Source organism: Phenylobacterium sp. (assembly GCF_035475775.1).
Lineage (GTDB): Bacteria > Pseudomonadota > Alphaproteobacteria > Caulobacterales > Caulobacteraceae > Phenylobacterium.
Map to the genome: position 1 here is coordinate 79,401 of NZ_DATIMC010000035.1, position 6,563 is coordinate 85,963.

9 protein-coding genes are annotated in these 6,563 nt (G+C 70.4%); 5 read left to right on the plus strand and 4 right to left on the minus strand.

Annotated elements, in window-relative coordinates:
* Both VLI41_RS04560 and VLI41_RS04565 read left to right on the plus strand, forming a co-directional pair.
* Window positions 1–891, plus strand: coding sequence for a 4-(cytidine 5'-diphospho)-2-C-methyl-D-erythritol kinase (locus VLI41_RS04560; protein ID WP_325266869.1), 891 nt, complete (start codon window positions 1–3; stop codon window positions 889–891).
* A gap of 19 nt (window positions 892–910) precedes the next feature.
* On the plus strand, window positions 911–1,411 hold the full coding sequence (locus tag VLI41_RS04565; RefSeq protein ID WP_325266870.1) for an OsmC family protein: 501 nt from the start codon (window positions 911–913) through the stop codon (window positions 1,409–1,411).
* 10 nt (window positions 1,412–1,421) lie between these two features.
* On the opposite strand, the gene vapC is transcribed toward VLI41_RS04565, so the two are convergent.
* The 4 genes from vapC to VLI41_RS04585 form a co-directional block, all read right to left on the minus strand.
* Entirely contained in the window at window positions 1,422–1,817 is a 396-nt protein-coding gene (vapC, locus tag VLI41_RS04570) for a type II toxin-antitoxin system tRNA(fMet)-specific endonuclease VapC (protein WP_325266871.1), read from the minus strand.
* 11 nt (window positions 1,818–1,828) lie between these two features.
* Window positions 1,829–2,050, minus strand: a complete 222-nt coding sequence (vapB, locus tag VLI41_RS04575) for a type II toxin-antitoxin system VapB family antitoxin (RefSeq protein WP_325266872.1) — start codon at window positions 2,048–2,050, stop codon at window positions 1,829–1,831.
* Between the two features lie 136 nt (window positions 2,051–2,186).
* Complete coding sequence (locus VLI41_RS04580; protein WP_325266873.1) at window positions 2,187–3,527, minus strand: ammonium transporter; 1,341 nt, start codon at window positions 3,525–3,527, stop codon at window positions 2,187–2,189.
* A 38-nt stretch (window positions 3,528–3,565) separates the two neighbouring features.
* Entirely contained in the window at window positions 3,566–3,904 is a 339-nt protein-coding gene (locus VLI41_RS04585) for a P-II family nitrogen regulator (protein ID WP_325266874.1), read from the minus strand.
* A gap of 296 nt (window positions 3,905–4,200) precedes the next feature.
* On the opposite strand from VLI41_RS04585, the gene VLI41_RS04590 reads away from it, so the two are divergent.
* The 3 genes from VLI41_RS04590 to VLI41_RS04600 all read left to right on the plus strand — a co-directional run bounded on the left by VLI41_RS04590 (window position 4,201) and on the right by VLI41_RS04600 (window position 6,508).
* Window positions 4,201–5,016 (plus strand): fasciclin domain-containing protein, encoded by an 816-nt coding sequence (locus VLI41_RS04590; protein ID WP_325266875.1) that lies wholly within the window; start codon window positions 4,201–4,203, stop codon window positions 5,014–5,016.
* Between the two features lie 57 nt (window positions 5,017–5,073).
* On the plus strand, window positions 5,074–5,508 hold the full coding sequence (locus VLI41_RS04595) for a hypothetical protein (protein WP_325266876.1): 435 nt from the start codon (window positions 5,074–5,076) through the stop codon (window positions 5,506–5,508).
* 100 nt (window positions 5,509–5,608) lie between these two features.
* The gene (locus VLI41_RS04600) at window positions 5,609–6,508 is read left to right on the plus strand and encodes a glycine--tRNA ligase subunit alpha (RefSeq protein ID WP_325266877.1); all 900 of its coding nucleotides are present in this window, start codon (window positions 5,609–5,611) and stop codon (window positions 6,506–6,508) included.
* Window positions 6,509–6,563: the final 55 nt, after the last annotated feature.

Here is a 6,563-nt window from a genome sequence, read left to right on the forward strand (position 1 = left end):
ATGGCGGGCGCGGCGCTCGCCCCCGCCAAGGTCAACCTCTTCCTGCACGTCGGCGCGCCCGGCGCGGACGGCTATCACCCGCTCTGCAGCCTGATCGCCTTCGCCGACTTCGGCGACCGCCTGCTGATCCACGAAGCGGAGGCGCTCGGGCTGATGGCGCACGGCCGCTTCGCCCGCGATCTGCCCGCCGAAGGGGAGAACCTGGCGCTGCGCGCCGCGCGCGCCCTGATCGCCGAGGCGCGGCGGCCCATCCAGCCGTTCGGGCTGTCGCTCGACAAGCGCCTGCCGGTGGCGGCCGGCCTGGGCGGCGGCTCGTCGGACGCCGGGGCGGCCCTCAGGCTGATCCGCCAGGCCCTGGAGCTGGACATCTCCGACGCGCGGCTGGAAGCGGTCGCCGCCTCGCTGGGGAGCGACGGGCCCGCCTGCCTGTGGGCGCGGCCGACCATCGCGCAGGGCCGTGGCGAACGGCTGTCGCCCGCGCCGGGCCTGCCGGTCCTCGACGCGGTGCTGGTCAATCCCGGCGCGCCGGCGCCCACCGCCCAGGTCTACCGCAGGTTCGATGAGATCGGCCGCTTTGGCGAGGTGGCGCCGCCGCCGGCGCCGGAAAGCTTCGAAAGCGCCGTCGAGCTCGCCGGCTGGCTGGCTGGCCAGCGCAACGACCTGCAGGGCGCGGCCATCTCCGTTGCGCCGGAGATCGGCGCGGCGCTGGAGACGCTGGCCGGCGAGCCCGAATGCCTGCTGGCCCGTGTCTCGGGCTCGGGCGCGACCTCGTTCGCGCTGTGCGCCAGCGACATCGAGGCCGATAGCCTGGCCCAGCGCGTCGTGGCGCTGGAACCCCGCTGGTGGGTCCGCCGCTGCCGCCTCGGCGGCCCGTGGGCGGACGGAGATTAGAAGCCAAGGAGACGAGCCGATGCCGCGCGCTGAACCCGCTCCGCCGATCGAGGGCGTCGAAGTCCGGGAGACCGGGCGAGGGACCTTCCAGGTCGAGGTCCGCACGGCGGCCGGGCGTTTTCTCGCCGACGAGCCCGCCGCGGCCGGCGGGCTGGGCTCGGGCGCGACGCCTTACGATCTGCTGGGCGCGGCGCTCGGCGCCTGCACGGCGATGACGCTGCGGCTCTACGCCGACCGCAAGGCCTGGCCGCTGAAATCCACGCTGGTGCGCGTCGCCCACCGCAGCGGCGGCCTGGAGGTGAAGGACCGCTTCGCCCGCGAGATCGTGCTGGAGGGCGAGCTCAGCCCGGAACAGAGGCGGCGGCTTTTGGAGATCGCCGAGCGCTGCCCGGTGCACAAGACGCTGGCGCGCGGCTCCGAGATGGTCTCGGTGCTGGCCGAGAGCCGCGAGCCCTGCGAACTCGAGCCCGAGCCGCTCGACCACGCCAGCGACATGCTGGAGCTGGTGGAGGACTATTGAAGCGGCGTCGTCAGGACGGCGTGAGCCAGTCTTCGTACCTGAGCCCGTCCACGCGTTCGAATTCCCTCAGGTTTCCAGTGACCACGACGAGGCCGCGGCTGCGAGCATGACCCGCGATCAGCACGTCGTAGGCGCCGATGGGCGCTCCGGATCGCTCCAGGCTGGCCCTGATCTCGGCGGCATGATCAGCCGCCGAGGCGTCGAACGGCAGCACGTCGAGGCGGGAGGCGAAGCCTTCAACCTCTCGGCGGTTCTCCTGCGGCCGAGCCGATCGTGCTGCGCCGTGAAGCAGCTCAGTGAGGACGATGGTCGAGATGCACAGGCCCTCCGCCTCCTGGTTGAAGCGAGGACGCAGCCCTGCTGGACGGTCCCTGAGGACGCGGATGCACAGGTTCGTATCGAGCATATACCGCAGCATCAGAAGGCGGCGCGCCGCTCGGGCGAGGGCTGCTCGCGATCCGGCAGGTCAATGCCGGGCGCGGCGAAGAAGTCGTCCCAGGCCGTCTCGGCGGGAACGATCAGGCGCTTGTTCCCGTCGCGCAGGACGAGGACGGAGCGGACCGTCTCCGGAAAGGCGACGTCCTTGGGGATCCTCACCGCCTGACTGCGGTTGGAGCGGAACAATGTCGTTCGCGTCATCGCGCGCCTTCCATGGGATATACATGCGGCATATACCACATGGCGGGCCGCCTGTCAGCCCTCCGCGCCCGTGCGAGAATAATGAAAGCGGAGGACCCGAAGGCCCTCCGCTCCCAACTCTCCGGTACGCCTTGAACTAGGCCTGGACGACCTCGCCGTGGAGGTTGAGGTCGAGGCCCTCGACTTCCACCTCCTCGGAGACCCGCAGCCCGATGGTCAGCTTGATGACCAGCAGGATCGCGAAGGTCACCACCGCGCAATAGGCGAAGGTCGCGCCGATGTCCTCCAGCTGCAGGACCATCTGGCCGAGGTTGCCGTCGTGCAGCCAGCCCTTGGAGGCCGAGTTGATGGCGCTCGAGGCGAAGACGCCGGTCAGCAGCGCGCCCAGCGCGCCGCCGACGCCGTGCACGCCCCAGGCGTCCAGCGCATCGTCGTACTTGAAGATGTGCTTCACATGGACGGCGGAGAGGTAGCAGACCACGCCTGCCGCGATGCCGATGAGCAAGGCGTCGCCGGGATTCACGAAGCCTGAGGCCGGGGTGATGGCGACGAGGCCCGCCACCGCGCCGGAGATCATGCCGAGCACCGAAGGCTTCCTGGCGACGATCCACTCGGCGACCATCCAGGCGAGCGAGGCGCCGGCGGTGGCGATCTGGGTGGCGGCGGCGGCCATGCCGGCCTGGGCGCCCGAGGTCACCGCCGAGCCGGCGTTGAAGCCGAACCAGCCGACCCACAGGAGCGAGGCGCCGATCACCGAGTAGGCGAGGTTGTGCGGGGCCATGTTCTCGGTTCCGAAGCCCTTGCGCTTGCCGAGCATCAGGGCCGCCACCAGGCCGGCGGTGCCGGCGTTCAGGTGCACCACCGTGCCGCCGGCGAAGTCCAGCGCGCCGGCCTTGCCGAGCCAGCCGCCGCCCCACACCCAGTGGGCGATCGGGCAGTAGACCAGGATCAGCCAGGCGCCCATGAACGCCAGGAACGCCGAGAACTTCATCCGGTCGGCGAGCGCGCCGGCGATCAGCGCCGGCGTGATGATCGCGAAGGTCATCTGGAAGAACATGTAGACGCTCTCCGGGATGGTCGCGGCGAGCGGGCTCGTGGCGGTCAGCCCCATCGGGCCCAGCAGCAGGTACTTCACCCCGCCGATGAGCGCGTTGTTCGCGCCGCCGTCGGTGAAGGCGATGGAATAGCCGATCACCATCCAGAGCACGGTGATCAGCGCCGTGGCGCCGAAGCTCTGGGCCAGCGTGGCAAGGATGTTCTTCTTGCGCACCATGCCGGCATAGAACAGCGCCAGCCCGGGGATGGTCATCATCAGCACCAGCACCGAGGAGGTGAGCATCCAGGCGGTGTCGCCGCTGTCGATCTTGGGCGCAGGCGCCGCCGCCGCGGCCTGGGCGAAGGCAGGCCCGGCCATCAGGACCGCGATGAGCGGCGCCGATCCGAGCGTCGCCAGCCGCTGCAACTTCGAGTTCGTCATCGTTGGGTTCCCCTTGTCCCTTTTGGCTGGTGGACGGCTTACAGCGCCGCCTGGCCCGTCTCGCCCGTCCGGATCCGCACCGCGTCCTCGACATCGAGGACGAAGATCTTGCCGTCGCCGATCTTGCCGGTGGCGGCCGCGGACCTGATCGCTTCGACCGCCTTGCCGACCGCGGAGTCCTCGACCACCGCTTCCAGCTGCACCTTGGGCAGGAAGTTCACCTGGTACTCCGCGCCCCGGTAGATCTCCGTCTGGCCGCGCTGGCGGCCGTAGCCCTTGACCTCCGAGACCGTCAGCCCTTCGACGCCGGCGGCCACGAGCGCCTCGCGCACGTCGTCCAGCTTGAAAGGCTTCACGATCGCCTTGATGAGTTTCATCCGTTCGCTCCCGATGGTCCGCCGCCCTCGGGTCCCCCGCCGCGACGCCGCCACTAGCTAGCGGCGAGGCGGTGGCCGCTGCGCGGACGAAGCGGTGAGCCGGTGAAAGAAGCGGGGATGCGCCCGAACTTTGGGCGCGGGGCCGGAGAAGCGCCCGGAAACTAGGCGCCAAGGGTTCGCCACGGTTATCCTTCACGAACCGGTGAGGCTGGAACTCGGCGCCGATCTCGGAGTAGTCAAGCCGATCCCGGTCCCGCCGGCGAGAGCCCACAAAACCAAGTTCTTAGAGGAAACGAATGACCATCCATCGCGCCCTGACCGCGGCCTCCGCCGCCGTTCTCATGACCGGACTGCTCGCGCCGAGCGCGCTCGCCCAGACGGCCGCGGCGCCGAACGCCCGGAACGCCACCACCCAGGGCCAGGCCGCCCGGGCCACCGGCCGCCCGACCACCGATGCGCCGGCCGCGAGCCAGCCGCAGGGCGCCGCCGCAGCCGTGGCGCAAGGGACCGGCGCTGCGCCCGCCACGCCGCCGGCCGCCGCCGCGACGGCCGCGGCCGCGCCGGTGACCCCCAGCGGCGACCTGGTCCAGACGCTCGCCGCCTCGGGTCAGTTCAAGACCTTCCTGAAGGCGCTGGACTCCACCAACCTCACCCAGGTGCTGAAGACGCACTCGAACCTGACCGTGTTCGCGCCGACCGATGCGGCCTTCGCGTCCATGCCGCAGGGCGAGCTCAGCCAGCTGATGAACAACCCGACCCAGCTGCAGAAGCTGATGACCCACCAGATCATCAATGCGGTGGTCGACACCTCCAAGTTCAAGAACGCCAAGGGTCCGGTGACTTCGGTGGCCGGCGACCAGATCCTGCTGGACGGCACGGGCCAGCCGCTGAAGGCCGACAACGCCGACATCGTCCAGGCGGATGTGCGCACCTCCAACGGCGTCATCCACGTCGTCGATCATGTCCTGCAGCCTATGTCGCCCGAGGCGATCGCCGCGGCGACGGCCGCCGCCCAGGCCTCCACGAACGCGCCGGTCACGGAAGAAAAGCCCGCCGCCGAGCCCGAGAAGGCGACTCCGGCGAAGCCATCGGGAACCAAGCGGCGCCGCTAGGAGTAGGAGAGGGCGAACGGGGTGGGGCTTCGGACGCGGCTAGAGGAGTCCAGAGCCATGAACCTGAAGTATCTTGCCGGCGCCGCTGCAGCCTCGCTGCTCGCCGCCGGCGTCGCCTATGCCCAGACCGGAGCCGGCGCCCCTGCGACGGGAAGCGGCGGCTCCAGCAACGGCGCGGCGGTCAACCCCAATCCGACCACAAGCGGCGTGGCCGGGCCCAGCGCCACCACCGGCGGGCCGGTCCCCGGCAGCGCGCCGCCCTCGGCGAGCGGTTCGGTCTCGACCAGCGGTTCGACCACCAGCGACTCCGGGGTCTCGACCACCACCACCACGACGACGGGCGCGACCTCGGCGACCGGCGCCGGCTCCAACGCCAGCTTCACCAACATGACGCTGACCAACGGACCGGTGCCGGACACCCCTGAGAACCGCGCCAAGTACGGCGGACCGATGTCGCGCGCCGGCAAGCACACCAAGCCCGCGGGCAACTGATCCGGCTGGTCGGCCTCGGGCCGGTTCGCCTTGATGCCCAGGTCGGCGGGCCCTATAGGTCCGCCGACCTTTTTGCGCCTGCGAAGGCCTGGCCGCCCCGATGCCTGACAAGCCGCTTTCGTTTCAGGGCCTGATCCTGAAGCTGCACGACTATTGGAGCCGTCAGGGCTGCGTGATCCTGCAGCCGCACGACGTGGAGGTGGGGGCGGGCACCTTGCATCCGGCGACCGTGCTGCGGGCGCTCGGGCCGAAGCCGTGGCGGGCCGCCTATGTGCAGCCCTCGCGCCGGCCGGCCGACGGCCGCTATGGCGAGAACCCCAACCGGCTGCAGCACTATTACCAGTACCAGGTGATCCTGAAGCCCAACCCGCCCGACCAGCAGGAGCTCTACCTGGGCTCGCTGGCGGCGATCGGGCTGGACGCCCGGCTGCACGACATCCGCTTCGTCGAAGACGACTGGGAAAATCCCACGGTAGGCGCCTGGGGCCTCGGCTGGGAGGTCTGGTGCGACGGCATGGAGATCAGCCAGTACACCTACTTCCAGCAGGTGGGCGGGCTCGACGTGCACCCGGTGGCGGGCGAGATCACCTACGGCCTGGAGCGGCTCGCCATGTACCTCCAGGGCGTCGACCACTTCACCGAGCTCGCCTTCAACGACCCGGACGGGCCCGCGCCGATGACCTATGGCGAGGTGTTCCTGGAGAACGAGCGGCAGCATTCGCAGGCCAACTTCCACCTCTATGACGTCGAGACCCTGAAGCGGCAGTTCGATGACATGGAGCGCACCGTCCCCGAGTTGCTGAACGGCCGCGCGCCGCAGGGCCAGGCGACCGTGCTGCCCGCCTACGACCACGTGCTGAAGGCGAGCCACCTGTTCAACCTGATGGACGCCCGCGGCGCCATCGCCGTCGCCGAGCGCCAGAGCTACATCGGCCGCATCCGCGAGCTGACCCGCATGTGCGCCGAGGCCTGGGTGGCGAACGAGGGGGGCGAGGCGTGAGGTGTCTGGCTTTCGCCCTTCCGCTCGATGGGGAAGGGTTGGGATGCGGTGTGGC

Excerpts from the sequence above, each read along its gene's own strand:
- VLI41_RS04560 (WP_325266869.1), top strand. The coding sequence starts at position 1 with ATGGCGGGCGCGGCGCTCGCCCCCGCCAAGGTCAACCTCTTCCTGCAC.
- VLI41_RS04565 (WP_325266870.1), top strand. The coding sequence starts at position 911 with ATGCCGCGCGCTGAACCCGCTCCGCCGATCGAGGGCGTCGAAGTCCGG.
- vapC (WP_325266871.1), bottom strand. The coding sequence starts at position 1,817 with ATGCTCGATACGAACCTGTGCATCCGCGTCCTCAGGGACCGTCCAGCA.
- vapB (WP_325266872.1), bottom strand. The coding sequence starts at position 2,050 with ATGACGCGAACGACATTGTTCCGCTCCAACCGCAGTCAGGCGGTGAGG.
- VLI41_RS04580 (WP_325266873.1), bottom strand. The coding sequence starts at position 3,527 with ATGACGAACTCGAAGTTGCAGCGGCTGGCGACGCTCGGATCGGCGCCG.
- VLI41_RS04585 (WP_325266874.1), bottom strand. The coding sequence starts at position 3,904 with ATGAAACTCATCAAGGCGATCGTGAAGCCTTTCAAGCTGGACGACGTG.
- VLI41_RS04590 (WP_325266875.1), top strand. The coding sequence starts at position 4,201 with ATGACCATCCATCGCGCCCTGACCGCGGCCTCCGCCGCCGTTCTCATG.
- VLI41_RS04595 (WP_325266876.1), top strand. The coding sequence starts at position 5,074 with ATGAACCTGAAGTATCTTGCCGGCGCCGCTGCAGCCTCGCTGCTCGCC.
- VLI41_RS04600 (WP_325266877.1), top strand. The coding sequence starts at position 5,609 with ATGCCTGACAAGCCGCTTTCGTTTCAGGGCCTGATCCTGAAGCTGCAC.